This is a genomic window from Streptomyces sp. NPDC028314 (assembly GCF_055565795.1).
Map to the genome: position 1 here is coordinate 84,208 of NZ_JBVHTP010000024.1, position 17,972 is coordinate 102,179.

Annotated in this window: 4 protein-coding genes; 1 reads left to right on the plus strand and 3 read right to left on the minus strand. The window is 74.2% G+C overall.

Going from position 1 to position 17,972, the window contains the following annotated elements; all coding sequences use genetic code 11:
* Positions 1 to 9 precede the first annotated feature (9 nt).
* Genes ACZ4TG_RS37050 through ACZ4TG_RS37060 form a run of 3 tightly spaced genes read right to left on the minus strand, consistent with a single transcriptional unit; the run spans position 10 to position 3,866 of the window.
* Complete coding sequence (locus ACZ4TG_RS37050) at positions 10 to 1,635, minus strand: MFS transporter (protein ID WP_468172464.1); 1,626 nt, start codon at positions 1,633 to 1,635, stop codon at positions 10 to 12.
* A 27-nt stretch (positions 1,636 to 1,662) separates the two neighbouring features.
* Positions 1,663 to 2,505 (minus strand): alpha/beta fold hydrolase, encoded by an 843-nt coding sequence (locus ACZ4TG_RS37055; RefSeq protein WP_468172467.1) that lies wholly within the window; start codon positions 2,503 to 2,505, stop codon positions 1,663 to 1,665.
* A 2-nt stretch (positions 2,506 to 2,507) separates the two neighbouring features.
* Positions 2,508 to 3,866 (minus strand): FAD-dependent oxidoreductase, encoded by a 1,359-nt coding sequence (locus ACZ4TG_RS37060; RefSeq protein WP_468172470.1) that lies wholly within the window; start codon positions 3,864 to 3,866, stop codon positions 2,508 to 2,510.
* 429 nt (positions 3,867 to 4,295) lie between these two features.
* On the opposite strand from ACZ4TG_RS37060, the gene ACZ4TG_RS37065 reads away from it, so the two are divergent.
* Entirely contained in the window at positions 4,296 to 17,957 is a 13,662-nt protein-coding gene (locus tag ACZ4TG_RS37065; protein ID WP_468172473.1) for a type I polyketide synthase, read from the plus strand.
* The last annotated feature ends 15 nt before the right edge of the window (positions 17,958 to 17,972 follow it).

A 17,972-nucleotide genomic window follows, 5' to 3' on the forward strand; every position in this document is an offset into this window, starting at 1 on the left:
TCAGCCCCTTCAGGCGCTGGTGGTGGACTCTTCGCGGGCCTCGGCGGCCGGCGCCGGAGCGGACTCCTGCTCCGCCTCCGCCGGGGCCTCGGCCGCGGCGCCGATGGCGGGGATGTGGCGCAGCAGGCCGAGGACGATGACGGCGGTCAGGACGGCGAAGCCGGCGCTGACCCAGGCGGTGGCCTGGAACCCGGAGGTGAACGCGTCGCGTGCGGCGCTCACCAGCTGGGTGCCGAGATCGGCCGGGAGGGAGGCGGCGGCGTCGGTGGCTCCGCCGACGGTGTCCCGGGCGGCCTCCGCGGCCTCGGCGGGGATCCCGGCCGGGGTGTTGTCGTCGACTTGGCCGCGGTAGACGGCGACCGCGATGGAGCCGGTGACGGCGATGCCCAGGGCGAGCCCGAGGTCGTAGGCGGTCTGCCCGGTGGCGGCGGCGGAACCGGCCTTCTCCGGCGGCGCGGCGCCGGCGGCGAGGGAGGTGCCGAGGACGCTGATCGGGGCGACACCGAACATGATCACGGCGAGGCCGAGGGCGGCGGGCACGATGCCGTCCTTGTCGGGGCCGGCGATCCCGGTGAGCCAGAAGCCGATCAGGGTGACGACCAGGCCCGCGGTGATGACGAAGGCGGGCCGGATGCGCTTGGCGAACACCGGGGTGAGCTGCGAGCCGAGGATCAGGCCGACGGCTCCGGGGAGCAGCCAGACACCGGCGGCCAGCGGGCTGAGCTCACCGGCGACCAGCAGGTACTGCGGGACCAGGTACTCGACGCCGTTGAGCGCCATCATGCCGAAGAGCAGGGTGAGCAGCGCACCGGTGAAGGCACGGGTCTTGAAGAGCCGCATGTCGAGCAGCGGGGTCTCCAGGCCGTTCTGCCGGCGGACGAAGACCACGGTGAAGGCGGCGCCGATCAGCAGGGCGGCCAGGTTGCCCAGGCTCCAGCCGATCTCGGCGAACTTCTTGACGGCGTAGACGATCGGCAGGATCGCGGCCAGGAAGAGCACCACGCTGGCGAGGTCGATCCGGCCGGCGTTGGGGTCCTTGTACTCGGGCAGCAGCGCCGGCGCGAGCACCAGCGGCACGAGCATGACGGGGACGCCCATGAGGAAGACGGAACCCCACCACCAGGAGTCGAGCAGCACACCGCCGATGACGGGGCCCACCGCGATGCCGACGGAGAGGGCGGTGACCCAGGTGGCGATGGCGGTCGCCCGCTGCCGGGCGTCCTTGAACATGTGGATGATCAGCGAGAGCGTCGACGGGAGCACCGCCGCGCCGGCCACGCCGAGCAGCGCACGCGCCACGATCAGCATCTCCGGGCTGGTGGCGTACGCGGCGAGCAGCGAGGCGGCGATGACGCCGATCGAGCCCAGGACCAGGAGCTTGCGGCGGCCGATCCGGTCACCGAGGGTTCCCATGACGACCAGGAATCCGCAGGTGAGGAACCCGTAGATGTCCGTGGTCCACAGCAGCTGCGAGCTGCTGGGGCGCAGATCGGCCGTCACGTACGGGGTGGCCAGCCACAGCACGCCGAGGTCGGCGGTCATCAGTGTCACCGGCAGCAGCAGGACGAGCAGTCCGAACCACTCCCGCGGGCCGGCCCGCAACTCCACCGCGGGCGCGGCGGTGTTCGAAGACATGGTTATCCCTTCATCGATGTTCTGTTGCTAGGGGGCCGTGCGAACCCGCCGGACGATCTCCTCCGCGACCGTGTCGGGGTCCTGCTGCGGCTGCCAGTGCGAGGTCTTCTCCAGCGTCACCAGGCGGTAGGGGCCGGTGACGTGTTCCGCGGTCTTCTCGACGGACAGTTCGCTGACGGCCGTGTCGGTGCGGCTGTAGACGAAGGTCGTCGGGACGGTGACCGGGCCGAAGGCGAGGTCGTCGCCCAGCAGGTTGTTGGCGCGGTACCAGTTCAGGGCGGCGTCGAGGACGCCGGGCCCGGTGTGGGTGGTGACGTACCGGGCGATCTGGCCGTCGGTCAGGACGCCTTCGCCGGCCTGGGTGAACCAGGCGTGGAGTTCGGCGGCGCCGTTCGCCAGGAAGTGGTCGGCGGCGCCGGCGGAGACGAGGAACTCCACGTACTGGGAGCTGTGCTGCTGCTCCTCGTCCACCTTGTACGCGTACTGGTACGCGTCGAGGTGCGGGATGGCCAGTGCGGTCAGCGTGCGCACCCGCTCGGGGTGGCGTGCCGCCAGGTACCAGGCCACCGCGGCGCCCCAGTCGTGGCCCACGACGTGGGCGGTGGTGATGCCCAGGGCGTCGAGGATGCCGAGCGCGTCGGCGGCGAGGTGTTCCAGCCGGTACGCCTGGACCTCGGCCGGTCGCGCGCCGTCGGAGTAGCCCCGCTGGTCGGGGGCGATCGTCCGCAGTCCCGCCGCGTGCAGCAGGGGTGCGGTCTCGGTCCAGGACTCCTTGTTGTGGGGGAATCCGTGGAGCAGCAGGACCGGCTCGCCGTCCGCCGGACCGCTGACGTCGACGTCGAAGACCAGGTCGTCGAGGGTGATCTGCATGGCTACTCCTGGGCCGCGGCGATGGCGGCTTCGATCTCCGGGTCGTGCAGGACGGCCGGGGAGTCGACGAGGCCGATGACCCGGGAGTAGGCGCGGGCGACGGCGGTGTCGCGGGAAGCGGCCTCCTGCACCTGCGCGATGAAGGCGTGCGCCTGCTGGACTTCCTCGGTGCGCTCGCCCTCGACCTCGGGGAAGCTGAGGTCGGCGCCGACCGCCATCTCCCAGCAGCCGTCGACGGCGTCGGCGGCGAGGTCCTTGAAGTAGGCGATCGGGTCGGGGCGCTGCGCTTCGGCGGTGTGCCGGCGCAGGACGAGCGAGCCGAGCGCGGAGACGGTCATGCCCTGCGCGTAGCTGGGGTTGAAGCTGCAGACGGCGTCGCCGATGACCAGCAGGCCGGCGGGGAAGTCGGTCAGGCGCTGGTAGTGGCGGCGCAGGTTGGTCGGGAACTTGTAGGCGACCGGCTCGTCCAGCGGCTCCGAGACCTTGAGCACCTCGTGGATGTCGGGGGCGGCCAGCGACTCGATGAAGCCGAGGAAGCCCTCGGGGGTGGTGGCCGGGTGGTCGCCGAGGATGCCGTAGGCGGTGACGATGGCGCGGCCGCCGTCGATCTTCTGGCAGATCGCGCCGCGCGGGACGCCCGCGGAGGCGACGGTGTTGATGGAGATGTTGCCCTCGAACGCCTCGTCCGGGACCCGGTAGTAGCGGGTGGTGTAGCCGAGGCCGATCTTGTGCTTCTCCTCCTCGACGGCGTCGAAGCCGAACTCCTGGAGCCAGACGGAGGTGCGCGAGCCGCGGCCGGTGGCGTCGACGACCAGGTCGGCCTCGACGGTCTCCTCGACGCCGTCCCGGCGGACGACGACGCCGGTGACCTCGCGGCGGTCCTCGCTGGTGACCAGGCGCAGGATGTCGGCCTGCTCCAGGAACGTCACCTCGGGGAGCGCCAGCACGCGGTTGCGTATGTGGCGCTCCAGGAAGGGGCGGCTGGAGGTGAGGGCGAACAGCCCGGAGTGGACCTGCTGGAGGCGCTTGCCGTTGATGATCCAGCGGACGTCGTCGGCGACGTCGCCGAGCTGGGCGCCGGCGGCCTTCATGTCTTCGGTGATGCCGGGGAAGTACTCCTCGACGATCTGCTGGCCGCGGGCGAGCAGGCCGTGCAGGTGGTGGCCCTGCGGCAGTCCGCGGCGCAGGTCGGCCGGGCCCGTCAGCTCGTCTCGGTCGACGACGATGACCTCCGCGAAGTTCTCGGAGAGGGCGCGGGCGGAGAAGAGTCCCGCCATGCTCCCGCCGAGGACGACCGCGCGACCTCCGCGTGCGTTTCCGGCGGATCCGGGGTTGACCCCTTGGGAAGATGCAGCACTCACAGCGATCAGCTCTCCTTGAATTCGCACGTCACTACAGCGCAACTCGAGCTCACCGCAACGAATACGGTCCGATGAATCGCGTGAGCCCGCATTCACGGTATCCACAGGCGTTCCACCGGCCGCTCACTGTGCGGCAATGGCCTGGTCATCAAGCATTCCAGCGGCCCTAGTTACCAGGCCATGACTGTGCGCGAACCCATTTTCACTAGCCTGTCAGGACCAGGCTTTACGCGTACTGGATTTCGGGAGACCGAAGCCGGTACTTCGCGAACAGTCCGTTGCGCATCACATCCGGGCGCGATAAATGCCAGACGCATTGAACCCGACGCATTGAACCCAGATGCATTGAACCCAGACGAGTGAACCCAGGCGCATGTATCCGGGCGGATTGAATCCGGGCGCGTTGAATCCAAGAAGGGGCAGCCGAGCGTGGTGACCAGTGAGCAGAATCCTGTAGCAGCCGGGGCGCACACCGAGAAGGTGGAGCAGATCGCTGTCGTGGGGCTGTCCTGCCGGCTCCCGGGAGCCGGGAGCCCGGCCGCGTTCTGGGAGCTCCTGCGGAGCGGGAGCGGCGCCGTCGACGAGGTGCCGCCCGGTCGCTGGGGTGTGCCGGAGGACGCCGCTCCCGGTGACGGGCGCCCGCGCGGCGCCTTCCTGGACGGCGTGGACCGGTTCGACGCCCGCTTCTTCGGCATCTCTCCGCGCGAGGCCGCGGCGATGGACCCGCAGCAGCGGCTGGTGCTGGAGCTGGCGTGGGAGGCGCTGGAGGACGCCGGGATCGTGCCCGAGGCGCTGCGCGGCAGCCGGACCTCGGTGTTCGTCGGCACGCTGCGCGACGACTACACGAACCTGCTCTACCAGTACGGCACCGAGGCCATCACCCCGCACACGATGACCGGGGTGAACCGCGGTGTCATCGCGAACCGCGTCTCGTACTACCTGGGTCTCAACGGCCCGAGCCTCACGGTGGACTCCGCCCAGTCCTCCTCGCTCGTCGCGGTGCACCTGGCGTGCGAGAGCCTGCGGGCCGGGGAGTCGACCACCGCGCTCGCGGCGGGTGTGAACCTGAACCTGCTGACGGAGAACGCCACCACGGAGGAACGTTTCGGCGCGCTCTCCCCCGACGGGGTCACGTACACCTTCGACGCCCGCGCCAACGGCTTCGTGCCCGGCGAGGGCGGCGGGGTCCTGGTCCTCAAGCCGCTCTCCCTCGCCCTCGCGGACGGGGACCGCGTCTACGGGGTCATCCGCGGCAGCGCCGTCAACAACGACGGCTCCACCCCGGGCGGCCTGACCGTCCCCAGCGCCGCCGCCCAGGAACAGGTGCTGCGCCTCGCCCACGAGCGGGCCGCGCTCGGCCCCGGCGAGCAGGTCCAGTACGTCGAACTGCACGGCACCGGCACCCCCGTCGGGGACCCGATCGAGGCCGCCGCCCTCGGCGCCGCGCTGGGTAGCGGCCGGGCGGCCGGCGACGCGCTGCGCGTCGGCTCGGCCAAGACCAACATCGGGCACCTGGAGGGCGCCGCGGGTATCGCGGGCCTGATCAAGACCCTGCTGAGCATCGCCCACCGCGAACTGCCCGCCAGCCTCAACTTCGAGACCCCGAACCCGGCCATCCCGCTCGCGGAGCTCGGTCTGGCCGTGCAGCGCGAGCACTCCGCGTGGCCGCACCCGGAGCGCCCGCTGGCGGCGGGTGTCAGCTCCTTCGGCATGGGCGGCACCAACGCCCACGTCGTGGTCACCGAGGGCCCCGCCGCGGCCCCCGCCGAGGACGCCACCGAGGCGGCCACCGAGGCGCTGCCCTGGGTGGTGTCGGCGCGCTCCGAGGAGGCGCTGCGCGCGCAGGCCGGCCGGCTGGCCGAGTTCGCCGCCGCCGACGGCGCTCCGGACCTCGTGGACACGGCGTTCTCGCTGGCGACCACCCGTACGGTCTTCGACGAGCGCGCGGTCGTGGTCGGCACGGACCGCGCGGCGCTGGTGGAGGGCCTGCGGGCGCTGGCCGGGGGACGGCCCGGCTCCGGGGTGGTGCGCGGCGGTCCCGCCGAGGGCACCACCGCGTTCCTCTTCACCGGCCAGGGCGCCCAGCGCCCGGGCATGGGCGGGGAACTGTACGCGGCCTTCCCGGTGTTCGCGGAGGCCTTCGACGCGGTCGCGGCGGAGCTCGACAAGCGCCTGGACCGCCCGATCCGCGAGGTCATCGCCTCCGGTGAGGGCCTGGACGAGACGGGCCGTACCCAGCCCGCGCTGTTCGCCGTCGAGGTCGCGCTCTACCGCCTCGTGGAGTCCTGGGGCATCACCCCGTCCCACCTCGCGGGCCACTCGATCGGTGAGCTGGCCGCCGCGCACGTCGCCGGGGTGCTCTCCCTGGCCGACGCGGCGAAGCTGGTCGCCGCCCGGGCGAAGCTGATGCAGGCCCTGCCGGCCGGCGGCGCCATGATCGCCGTACAGGCCACCGAAGCCGAAGTCCTGCCGCTCCTCGAAGGCCTGGAGGACCGGCTCTCCATCGCCGCGATCAACGGCCCCACCTCCGTCGTCGTCTCCGGCGACGAGGAAGCCGCCGTCGAAGTCGCCGCGAAGATCTCCGAGCTGGGCCGCAAGACCAAGCGCCTGACGGTCTCGCACGCCTTCCACTCCCCCCACATGGACGCGATGCTCAAGCCCTTCCACAAGGTGGCCAAGGGACTCACCTACAACGAGCCGCGCATCCCCGTCGTCTCCACCCTCACCGGCAAGCTCGCCACCGGCGACGACCTGCGCACGCCGTGCTACTGGACCGACCAGGTCCGCGGCGCCGTCCGTTTCGCGGACGCCACCCGGGCCCTCGCCGAGCTCGGCGCCACCACCTTCCTGGAGATCGGCCCCGACGCCGTCCTCAGCGCCCTCGCCGAGGGCACCCCCGCCCTGCGCGCGGGCCGCCCCGAGGTCCAGACGCTGCTCACCGCCGTCGCCACCGTCTTCACCCGCGGCGCGGAGGTCGACTGGAGCGCGCTGTACGAGGGGACCGGCGCGCGCCGGGTCACCCTGCCCACGTACGCGTTCCAGCGCCGCCGGCACTGGTTCGACGCCGCCGCCCGCAAGGAGACCCCCTCCCTCGGCACCGCCGCGGCCCCCGCGGACGAGGCCGTCGCCCCGCGCGGGGAGCTCGGCGAGCGGCTCGCGCTGCTGCCGCAGGCGGAGCGCACCCGCGCCGTCTCCGAGCTGGTGACCTCGCACGTCACCGCGATCCTGGAGTACGGCCCGGGCGAGGTGCTGGAGCAGCGCACCCCGTTCCAGAAGCTGGGCTTCAGCTCGATGATGACCACCGAGCTGCGCAAGGCCCTGGCCGAGGCCACCGGCCTGCGGCTGCCGGGCGGGCTGCTGTTCGACCACCCGACCCCGCAGGCGCTGACCGCGTTCATCGAGGCCGAACTGGTGGGCGCGGCCGCCTCGGCGGAGGAGTTCGCCCGGCCCGCCGACGCGGACGAGCCCATCGCGATCGTCGGCATGGCCTGCCGCTTCCCGGGCGGGATCTCCTCCCCCGACGAGCTGTGGAAGCTGGTCGCGGAGGGCGGCGACGCCGTCTCCGGGTTCCCGGTCAACCGCGGCTGGGACGAGGACCTGTACGACGCCGACCCGGACCGCCCCGGCAAGAGCGCGGTGCGCCGCGGCGGCTTCCTGCACGACGCCGGCGAGTTCGACGCGGCCTTCTTCGGCATCTCGCCGCGCGAGGCCCTCGCCATGGACCCGCAGCAGCGGCTGCTGCTGGAGACCGCCTGGGAGGCCGTCGAGCGCTCCGGCATCCGCCCGGAGTCCCTGCACGGCTCCCGTACCGGTGTGTTCGTCGGCGCGACGGCACTGGAGTACGGGCCCCGGATGTACGAGGCCCCCGAGAGCGTGCAGGGCTCGGTGCTGACCGGCAGCACCACCAGCGTGATGTCGGGCCGGATCGCGTACCAGCTCGGCCTGCTCGGCCCGGCGGTGACCACCGACACCGCCTGCTCCTCCTCGCTCGTCGCCCTGCACCTGGCGATCCGTTCGCTGCGGTCGGGCGAGACCAACCTCGCGCTGGCGGGCGGCGCGACGGTCATGTCCTCCCCCGGCATGTTCGTCGAGTTCTCCCGCCAGCGCGGGCTCGCCCCCGACGGCCGCTGCAAGTCCTTCGCGGCGGGCGCCGACGGCACCGGCTGGGCCGAGGGCGTCGGCCTGCTCCTGGTCGAGCGGCTCTCCGACGCCCGGCGCAACGGGCACCAGGTGCTCGCGGTGCTGCGCGGCTCCGCCATCAACCAGGACGGCGCCTCCAACGGCCTGACCGCCCCCAGCGGCCTCGCCCAGCAGCGGGTCATCCGCCAGGCGCTGGCCGACTCGGGCCTGCGCGGCTCGGACGTCGACGCCGTCGAGGCGCACGGCACCGGCACCAAGCTCGGCGACCCGATCGAGGCCGAGGCCGTCATGGCCACCTACGGCAGCGACCGCGAGGGCCTGGCCCCGGTGTTCCTGGGCTCCCTCAAGTCGAACATCGGCCACGCGCAGGCGGCGGCCGGTGTCGGCGGTGTCATCAAGATGGTCGAGGCGATCCGGCACGGAGTACTGCCCCGGACCCTGCACGTGGACGAGCCGTCCCCGCACGTGGACTGGTCGGCGGGCGCCGTGGAGCTGCTCACCGAGGACCGGGCCTGGCCCGAGACCGGCCGGCCGCGCCGCGCCGCCGTCTCCTCCTTCGGCATCAGCGGCACCAACGCCCACGTGGTCATCGAGCAGGCCCCCGAGACCGCCCCGGCGGCCCCCGCCGAGGTCCCGGCCGCGCCGGAACTGCCCGCGCCCTGGCTGCTGTCGGCCCGTGACCCGCAGGCGCTGCGCGCCCAGGCCGAGCGGCTGCGCGCGTACGCCGGCCGGTCCGGTGCGGAGCCCGCGGACATCGGGCTGGCGCTCGCGGCCACCCGTACCGCCTTCGAGCACCGGGCGGTCGTCCTCGCCGAGGACCGTGACGCGCTGCTGGCCGGGCTCGACGCGCTGATCGAGGGCTCCGGTTCCCCCGCCGTGGTCACCGGCAGCGCCGCGAACGCCGGGCGCACCGCGTTCCTGTTCACCGGCCAGGGCGCGCAGCGGCTCGGCATGGGCCGTGAGCTGTACGAGCGCCACCCGGTCTTCGCCCGGGCCCTCGACGCGGTGTTCGCGGCCTTCGAGGGACGGCTCGAGCGGCCGCTGCGCGAGGTGCTCTTCGCCGCCGAGGGGAGCCCCGAGGCCGCGCTGCTCGACGAGACCACGTACACCCAGCCCGCGCTGTTCGCCGTGGAGACGGCGCTGTTCCGGCTGCTGGAGCACCACGGGGTGGTGCCCTCGCTGCTGGCCGGGCACTCGATCGGCGAGCTGTCCGCCGCGCACGCGGCCGGGGTGCTGGGCCTGGAGGACGCCGCGCAGCTGGTCGCCGCCCGTGGCCGGCTGATGCAGTCGGCCCGTGCGGGCGGGGCGATGATCGCCGTCCAGGGCGAGGAGGCGGAGATCGCCGCCTCCCTGGCGGGCCACGAGGACGCGGTGTCCATCGCGGCCGTCAACGGGCCGGCCTCCGTGGTGATCTCCGGTGACGAGGACGTCGCCGAGGCGATCGCCGCCGACTGGCGGGAGCGGGGCCGCAAGACGAAGCGGCTGACCGTCTCGCACGCCTTCCACTCCCCGCACATGGCGGAGATCCTCGACGAGTTCCGCGCGGTCGCGGCCGGCGTCACCTTCTCGGCGCCTTCGATCCCGGTCGTCTCCACCGTCACCGGCAAGATCGCCACCGACGCCGAACTGGCCTCCCCCGACTACTGGACGGGCCAGATCCGCGCCGCCGTCCGCTTCCTGGACGCCGTCCGAGAGCTGGCCGCGCAGGGCGCGACCGTGTTCGTCGAGGTCGGCCCGGACGCGGTGCTCACCGCACTCGCCCAGGGCGCCCTGGAGGACTCCGGGGCCGTGGCCGTGCCGCTGCTGCGCGCGGGCCGCCCGGAGGCCGACACCCTCACCACCGCTCTGGCCCGCGCGCACACGGCCGGCGCCTCCTTCGACGCCGGTACGTTCTTCCCCGGCGCGACCCCGGTGCAGCTGCCCACGTACGCATTCCAGCGCGAGCTGTACTGGCTCGCGCCCAGCGCCCCGACCGACGCGCGCAGCCTGGGCCTGGACGCCTCGGACCACCCGCTGCTGTCCACCACCGTGGAGTTCGCGGACCGCAAGGACACCCTGTTCACCAGCCGCATCTCGGTCGGCGGCCACCCCTGGCTCGCGGACCACGCCATCGGCACGACCGTGCTGGTGCCCGCGACGGCCTTCCTGGAGCTGGCCGTCGCCGCCGGTGACCACCTGGGCGTCACCCGGGTCGAGGAGCTGACCCTGGAGGCCCCGCTGCCGCTCACCGGGCGGGAAGCCGTCCGGCTCCAGGTCGCGGTGGGCGCCCCGGACCCGTCCGGGGTCCGGCCGTTCTCCATCCACGCCCGCCCCGACGCGGGCGAGGACCAGGCGCAGCCGTGGACCCGGCACGCGACGGGCGCGCTCGCGGAGGCCACCGCCCCGGCCGGTGACGCGGACCTGTCCGTGTGGCCGCCGGCGGGTGCGCAGCCCGAGCCGCTGGACGGTGTGTACGAGCGGCTCGCCGCGCTCGGTTACGCGTACGGCCCCGCCTTCCAGGGCCTGAAGGCCGTCTGGCGCGCGGGTGAGGACGTGTACGCCGAGGTGCGGCTGCCCGAGGAGCACCGGGAGGGCGCCGGCCGCTTCGGGGTGCACCCGGCGCTGTTCGACGCGGTGCTGCACCCGCTGGTGCTGGACGCGGCCGTGGAGGGCGAGAGCGACCGGATCCGGCTGCCGTTCGCCTGGTCGGGGATCTCGCTGCACGCGGCGGGCGCCGACGGGCTGCGGGTGCGCATCTCCCCCGCCGGGACGGACACGTACAGCCTGGCCCTGGCGGACGGGGCGGGCACGCCCGTCGCGGACGTGGACTCGCTGACGCTGCGCCCGGTCGCCAAGGAGGCGCTGACCACGGCCGCCGGCGGTGCGAACGACTCGCTGTACGCGGTGGAGTGGTCGGCCGTGGCCGCGCCCGAGTCCGCCGCGTCCTCCGGGTCCGACTGGACCGAGGCGGGCGAGGCGGGCGAGGACCTCTCGGCCGCGGCGGGCGCGGCGACGGTCCTGGTCCGTCACGGGGGTTCCGCCCCCGGTACGGCCGAGGGCGCGCACCTGGCCACGCTGCGGGCGCTGGCGCTGGTCAAGGAGTGGCTGGCCGACGAGCGGTTCGCCGAGTCCCGGCTGGTGTTCGTCACCAGCGGCGCGGTCGCCGCCGTGCCCGGCGAGGACGTCACCGACCTGGACGCGGCCCCGCTGTGGGGCCTGATCCGCTCGGTGCAGTCCGAGCACCCCGACCGGCTGGTGCTCGTCGACACCGACGACGAGGGCGACGACGCGGCGCTGGCCGCCGCCCTCGCCACCGGTGAACCCCAGCTCGCGGTCCGCGCGGGCGGACTGCTCGCCCCCCGGCTGGCCCGCGCGGCCGCGGCCCCCGCCCCCGAGGTGCCCGTCCTGGGCGCCGACGGAACGGTTCTGGTCACCGGCGGCACCGGCGGCCTGGGCGCCCTCTTCGCCCGCCACCTGGTCACCGAGCACGGCGTGCGGCACCTGCTGCTCAGCAGCCGCCGCGGCCCGGCCACCCCGGGCGCCGACGAGCTGGCCGCCGAACTGGCGGCGCTGGGCGCGGAGGTCCAGGTCGTCGCGGCGGACGCCGCCGACCGCTCCTCGGTGGCGGCGCTGCTCGCCGCGGTGGACGCGGAGCACCCGCTGTCGGCCGTGGTGCACACGGCCGGTGTGCTCGACGACGCCACGATCGAGTCCCTGACGGCGGAGCAGCTGTCCGCGGTGCTGCGCCCCAAGGTGGACGCCGCCTGGAACCTGCACGAGCTCACCAAGGACCTGGGCCTGGCGGCCTTCGTCCTCTTCTCCTCGGTGTCGGGTGTCACCGGTACCGCCGGCCAGTCCAACTACGCGGCCGCCAACACCTACCTGGACGCCCTCGCCGCGCACCGACGCGCCACCGGTCTGGCCGCGACCTCGCTGGCCTGGGGCCTGTGGGACAGCAGCCACGGCATGGGCGCCGGGCTCACCGAGGCCGATCTGGCCCGCTGGGACCGGGCGGGCATGACCCCGCTCACCCCGGAGCAGGGCCTGGCCCTCTTCGACGCGGCGCTGCTCGGCGCGGAGCCGCTGCTGGTGCCGGTGGCGCTGAACCTGGCCCGCTTCCGCACCGGCTCCGAGCTGCCGCCGGCCCTGTACCGGGGCCTGGTGCGCACCCGGACCCGCCGCGCGGCCCAGGCCGGGGCGGGCGCGGGCGCCGACTCGGGCTGGGCGCGGCAGATCGCCGCCCTCCCCGAGGACAAGCGGGGGGAGGCCGTACTGGACCTCGTACGGGGCACGGTCGCCTCGGTGCTGGGCCACGCGGGCGCCACCTCCATCGACCCGGCCCGCGCCTTCAGCGACATCGGCTTCGACTCGATGGCCGGCGTGGACCTGCGCAACCGGCTCGGGTCGGCCACCGGCCTGCGCCTCCCGGCGACGGCGGTGTTCGACCACCCGACGCCGGGCGCGCTGGCCGCGTACGTGCTGTCGAAGATCTCGGCGGACGAGGCTCCGGCCAAGGCCGTCACGTCCCGCGCCAAGGGCGCCTCGGACGAGCCGATCGCCATCGTCGGCATGGCCTGCCGGTTCCCGGGCGGGGTGCGGTCCCCGCAGGACCTGTGGCGGCTCGTCGCGGACGGGGTGGACGCGGTCAGCCCCTTCCCCGTGAACCGCGGCTGGGACCTGGAGGGCCTGTACGCCCCGGACCCCGAGCGCACGGGTACCTCGTACGTCCGCGAGGGCGGGTTCCTGCACGAGGCGGACCTCTTCGACCGGGAGTTCTTCGGGATCTCCCCGCGCGAGGCGACGGCCACCGACCCGCAGCAGCGGCTGCTGCTGGAGACGGCGTGGGAGACCTTCGAGAGCGCGGGCATCGACCCGGCGCTGGTGCGCGGTTCCAACACCGGGGTGTTCACCGGCGCCATGTACGACGACTACGCCTCGCGGCTGCCGTCCGTACCGGAGGAGTTCGAGGGCTTCCTGCTCGCGGGCAACCTCTCCAGCGTCATCTCCGGCCGGCTGTCCTACACGTACGGTCTGGAGGGCCCGGCGGTCACCGTCGACACGGCCTGCTCCTCCTCGCTGGTGGCCATGCACCTCGCGGCGAACGCCCTGCGTTCCGGCGAGTGCGACCTGGCGCTGGCGGGCGGTGTGACCGTGATGAACGGCCCCAACACCTTCGTGGAGTTCTCCCGCCAGCGCGGGCTGTCGCCCGACGGCCGCTGCAAGTCCTTCGCGGCGAGCGCCGACGGCACGGGCTGGAGCGAGGGCGTCGGCCTGCTGCTCGTGGAGCGGCTCTCCGACGCCAAGCGCAACGGGCACCGGGTGCTGGCCGTGATCCGCGGTACCGCCATCAACCAGGACGGCGCCTCCAACGGCCTGACCGCCCCCAACGGTCCGGCGCAGGAGCGGGTCATCCGCCAGGCGCTGGCCAACGCCGGGCTGGCCCCGGCCGATGTGGACGCGGTCGAGGCGCACGGCACCGGCACCACCCTGGGCGACCCCATCGAGGCGCAGGCGCTGCTGGCCACCTACGGCCAGGACCGTCCCGAGGGGCAGCCGCTCTACCTCGGCTCCCTCAAGTCGAACATCGGCCACAGCCAGGCCGCGGCCGGTGTCGGCGGTGTCATCAAGATGATCGAGGCGATGCGGCACGGCACCCTGCCGCGGACCCTGCACGTGGACGAGCCCTCGCCGCACGTGGACTGGGAGGCGGGCTCGCTGGCGCTGCTGACCGAGGAGACGGCCTGGCCCGAGGCGGGCCGCCCGCGCCGCGCGGGCGTGTCCTCCTTCGGCATCAGCGGCACCAACGCGCACGTCATCATCGAGCAGGCCCCGGCCGCGCCCGCCGCGCGGAAGTCCGCCCCGGAGCCGGAGGCGGCCGGCGTGCTGCCGTGGCTGGTGTCCGGCAAGGACGAGAAGGCCGTCGCCGCCCAGGCGGCCCGCCTGCACCGGTTCGTCCTGGACAGCCCTGAGCTGTCGCCGGCCGACATCGGGTACTCGCTGGCCACCGGGCGCGCCGTACTGGAGCACAGCGCGGCCGTCGTCGGCGCCGACCGGGAGTCCCTGATCCGGGGGCTGTCCTCGCTGGCGCACGGCGAGTCCGCGTCGAACGTCGTACGGGGCCGCTCGGCCCGGCCCGGCAAGACGGCGTTCCTCTTCACCGGCCAGGGCAGCCAGCGGCTCGGCATGGGCCGCGAGCTGTACGCCGCGAACCCGGTCTTCGCGAAGGCGCTGGACGAGGTGTGCGCCCGCTTCGACGCGGAGCTGGCCCGGCCGATCAAGGACGTGCTGTTCGCTCCGGAGCACTCGGCGGACTCGGCCCTGATCGACCAGACCTCCTTCACCCAGGCCGCGCTGTTCGCCATCGAGGTGGCCCTGTACCGGCTGTTCGAGCACCACGGGTTCACTCCGGACTACCTGCTGGGCCACTCGATCGGCGAGGTCACCGCCGCCCACCTGGCCGGGGTCCTCGAACTGGGCGACGCCTGCTGCCTGGTCGCCGAGCGCGGCCGGCTGATGCAGGCCGCCCGCGAGGGCGGTGCGATGGCCGCGGTCCAGGCCACCGAGGAGGAGGTGCGCGCCTCGATCGCCCCGTACGGCAACGCGGTCGCCATCGCGGGGGTCAACGGCCCCAACTCCATGGTGATCTCGGGCGACTCGGCCGTCGTGGACGAGATCTGCGACGCCTGGCGGGCGAAGGGCGCCCGCACCAAGCGGCTGCCGGTCTCGCACGCCTTCCACTCGCCGCACATGGACGAGGTGCTGGAGGAGTTCCGGGAGGTCGCCTCCGGGCTGGACTTCCGGGCGCCGCGCATCCCGGTCGTCTCCAACGTCACCGGCACCCTCGCCACCGACGAGCAGCTGACCTCACCGGACTACTGGGCCACCCACATCCGCGAGGCCGTGCGGTTCGCCGACGGCATCCGCTACCTGGAGGCCCAGGGCGTCACCGACTACCTGGAGCTGGGCCCCGACGGGGTGCTCACCGCCCTCGCCCAGGGCTCCCTGGAGCAGGAGGCCGGGGCGCTCGCCCCGGCGCTGCGCCGGGACCGTCCCGAGGCGGAGACCGTCGCCGGGGCGATGGCCCTGCTGCGGATGCGGGGGGCGAGGCCCGACTGGTCGAAGCTGTTCCCCGGTGCCCGTACGGTCACCCTGCCGACGTACGCGTTCCAGCACGAGCGCTACTGGCTGGACGCCCCCGAGACCGCGGCCGACGCGGCCGGGCTGGGGCTGGCGGCGACCGGCCACCCGCTGCTGGGCGCGGCCGTGGGCTCGGCCCACCGGGACGAGTTCCTGTTCACCGGGCGGCTCTCGCGGCGCACCCACGCCTGGCTGACCGAGCACGCGGTGCACGGGACGGTGCTGGTTCCCGGCACCGGTCTGGTGGAGCTGGCGGTCCGGGCGGGCGAGCAGCTGGGTGTCGAGCGGGTCGAGGAGCTGATGCTGTCGGCTCCGCTGGTGCTGCCCGAGCAGGGCGGTACGCAGGTCCAGGTGGTGGTCGGCGAGGCCGACGGCACGGGCCGGCGCACCGTGGAGGTCTTCTCCCGGCCCGACGACGGCGATGTGGCCACCGACCGGCCGTGGACGCTCAACGCCAACGGTGTGCTGGCCTCTTCGGCCGGCGCCGGCGCCGGTGAGCCACTGACGTCCTGGCCGCCGGCCGGGGCCGCCGAGGTCTCGCTTGACGGGGCGTACGAGCGGCTCGACGCGCTCGGTTACGCGTACGGCCCCGCCTTCCAGGGCCTGACGCGGCTGTGGACCGGCGAGGACGAGATCTACGCCGAGGTCCGGCTGCCGGACGCGCAGCGTTCGGACGCCGGCCGGTTCCTGCTGCACCCCGCGCTGCTGGACGCGGCGCTGCACCCGCTGCTGCCGGGTGTCGCCTTCGAGTCGGGCCAGGCGCGGCTGCCGTTCTCCTGGGCCGGGGTGAGCCTGCACGCGGTGGGCGCCTCGGTGCTGCGGGTGCGGCTGGCGCTGTCCGGGCAGGACACCGACACCCTCGCCGCCTCGCTGACGGTGGCGGACGGGGCGGGCGCCCCGGTGGCGACCGTGGAGTCGCTGCTGCTGCGCCCGGTGTCGAAGGAGGCGCTGCGCGAGGCCGCTTCGACGGCCCGGGACGGGCTGTTCCGGGTCGCGTGGAACGCCCTGCCCGCGGCGGGCTCCGCGGTGGACACCTCGGGCTGGGCCGTGGTCGGCGACCTGACCGTCGCCGGCGCCCGCCCGTACGCCGACCTGGAGGCGGTGGCCGCGGCCGGGGCCGTGCCCGCCACCGTGGTCCTCGCCCCGAGCGCCCCCGAGGGCGAGCCGGCCGGGGCGGCGCGGGCCGCCCTGCGCGAGGCCCTGGACGCGGCTCAGTTCTGGCTGGGCGACGAGCGGTGCGAGAGCTCCACGCTCGTCGTGGTCACCCGGGGCGCCGTCGCCACGGGCGGCGAGCCGGTGACCGACCTGGCGCACGCCGGTGTCTGGGGTCTGCTGCGCGTGGCGCAGACGGAGAACCCGGGCCGGATCGTCCTGGTCGACCTGGACGGGGACTCCCTGCCGGGTGCCGTAATGGCCTCGGGCGAGCCGCAGATCGCGGTGCGCGGGGACCAGCTGCTGGTGCCGCGTCTGGCGCGCACCCAGCAGGACCCCGAGGCGCGCACACCGCGCTGGGACGAGGGCACCACCCTGATCACCGGCGCGACCGGAGCGCTGGGCGGCGTACTCGCCCGGCACCTGGTCACCGAACACGGCGCCAGGCACCTGCTGCTCCTCAGCCGCCGCGGCATCGACGCCCCGGGCGCGGCCGAACTGGAAGCGGAGCTCACCGGGCTCGGCGCCCAGGTCACCGTCGCCGCCTGCGACGTCACCGACCGGGAGTCGCTGGCCGCCGTGCTGGCGGCGGTCCCGGCGGAGCGGCCGCTGACCGGGGTGATCCACACGGCCGGTGTGCTGGACGACACCGTCCTGTCGGACCTGACCCCGGAGCGGCTGGAGAAGGTCCTGCTGCCGAAGGTCGACGCGGCCTGGAACCTGCACGAGCTCACCAAGGAGCTGGACCTGTCCGCGTTCGTCCTCTACTCCTCCATCGCGGGTCTGATCGGCAACGCCGGCCAGGCCAACTACGCGGCGGGCAACACCTTCCTCGACGCCCTCGCCCAGTACCGGCAGTCGAACGGCCTCCCGGCCACCTCGCTCGCCTGGGGCCTGTGGGCGCAGGCATCCACCATCAGCGGCTCGCTGGAGGAGGCCGACCTGCGCCGCCTGGCCCGGCTCGGTCTGCTGCCGCTGTCCTCGGCGGACGCGATGGACCTCTTCGACGCGGCCCCCGGCACGGGGGAACCGGTCCTGGCGGTCACCCGGCTCGCTCTGGAGGCCCTGCGCAAGCAGGGCGACCGGCTGCTGCCGCTGCTGCGGGACCTCGCTCCGGCCGGTCCGCGCCGCACCCTCGCGGGCAGCGGCGCCGGGGCGGGCGCGGACGGTCCCTCGCTGGCGGAGCGCCTCGGCGCGCTGCCGGAGGAGGAGCGCATCGCGACGCTGACGGATCTCGTACGGACCCAGGTGGCGGGGGTGCTCGGCCACGCCGACCACAGCGGCATCGACGCCGACCGTGCGTTCCAGGAGCTGGGCTTCGACTCGCTGACCGCCGTGGAGCTGCGCAACCAGCTCAACGCGGCGACCGGACTGCGGCTGCCCAGCACCCTCGTCTTCGACTACCCGAACCCGGCCGCCCTCGCCGCGTACCTGCGCAAGCAGATCACGGTGGAGGAGGTGTCGGCGGCGACTCCGGTGCTGTCGGACCTCGACAAGCTGAAGTCCGCCATCCAGGCGGCGTCTTCGGACCGGGAGGCCTTCGACCGGATCACCGGCCGGCTGCGCGAGCTGCTGGACATCGCCGACTCGGCGGGCGGCGGCAAGCCGGACGAGGCCGGTCACCAGGACCTCGAAGAGGCGAGCGACGAGGAGCTGTTCGCGCTGCTCGACGACATGGACTGAGCAGGACAGAGCGGT

Excerpts from the sequence above, each read along its gene's own strand:
- ACZ4TG_RS37050 (WP_468172464.1), bottom strand. The coding sequence starts at position 1,635 with ATGTCTTCGAACACCGCCGCGCCCGCGGTGGAGTTGCGGGCCGGCCCG.
- ACZ4TG_RS37055 (WP_468172467.1), bottom strand. The coding sequence starts at position 2,505 with ATGCAGATCACCCTCGACGACCTGGTCTTCGACGTCGACGTCAGCGGT.